The organism is Jeotgalibacillus sp. S-D1, from assembly GCF_004358665.1.
Taxonomy (GTDB): Bacteria; Bacillota; Bacilli; order Bacillales; family Jeotgalibacillaceae; genus Jeotgalibacillus.
Genome location: NZ_SMZR01000043.1, coordinates 1 through 715, shown reverse-complemented (window position 1 = coordinate 715; position 715 = coordinate 1). Strand labels below are relative to the sequence as shown.

The 715-nt window shown below is 39.4% G+C and carries 2 protein-coding genes; both read right to left on the bottom strand.

Annotated elements, in window-relative coordinates; all coding sequences use genetic code 11:
• Positions 1–14: 14 nt before the first annotated feature.
• A complete protein-coding gene (locus E2R51_RS20580) occupies positions 15–578 on the bottom strand; it encodes an IS630 family transposase (protein ID WP_037032278.1) in 564 nt (187 codons plus the stop codon).
• A complete protein-coding gene (locus E2R51_RS20575; protein WP_368773693.1) occupies positions 541–693 on the bottom strand; it encodes an IS630 transposase-related protein in 153 nt (50 codons plus the stop codon). Before E2R51_RS20575 ends, E2R51_RS20580 begins: the two co-directional genes overlap by 38 nt.
• Positions 694–715 lie beyond the last annotated feature (22 nt).

The following is a 715-nucleotide window of genomic DNA, read 5'->3' as shown; positions in this document are numbered from 1 at the left end:
TATAGTCATAGCCCTTAAAAACAGTCACACAGCCAAAGAAAATAGAAGAATAACGTATCGATACAATCTATTCCCCAATCTTGACGCTTTTTCTTAACCCAAGCCCAAGTTTGCTCAATAGGGTTTAAGTCAGGACTATAAGGCGGTAACCATAGAATAGTGTGTCCTGAATCTTCAATGATTTTTTGAATATCAAGGCCCTTATGGAAAGTTGCATTATCCATAACGATCACACTATTAAGGGGAAGTTGTGGTAATAACAGTTGCTGAGCCCAGCTATGGAATACATCACTATTAACACTACAGTCGTAAAGACCTACTGCGAATAACTGATTATTGTAAATAGCACCTATAGCATTGGTTTGGTTTTTTAGTTGCCAGTTATGCTCGCCAAAGCACTTCTCACCTTTTTTGGCATAGCCGTAAGGTCTGTAATCATGTGCCTTGAAGCCACTTTCATCTAAGTAAACGACAGGACGGTTATCTTTTTCATACCAGGCTAACTGCTCAGCGAATAACTGACGTTTTTCTTCATCTGATTTAGGATGATGCAGTGTCTTTTTTTTGAGTAATACCAAGTCGCTTCAGTGCACGACTGATGCTTCTTTGGCTACAGTTAAGACGTCTTGCTCGTTCTATTTGATAAGCATCTGGGTAAAGCTCAACATCTGCTTTAAGCCGATCGCTATCCACCTTGTAAACAGTATAGACGTAA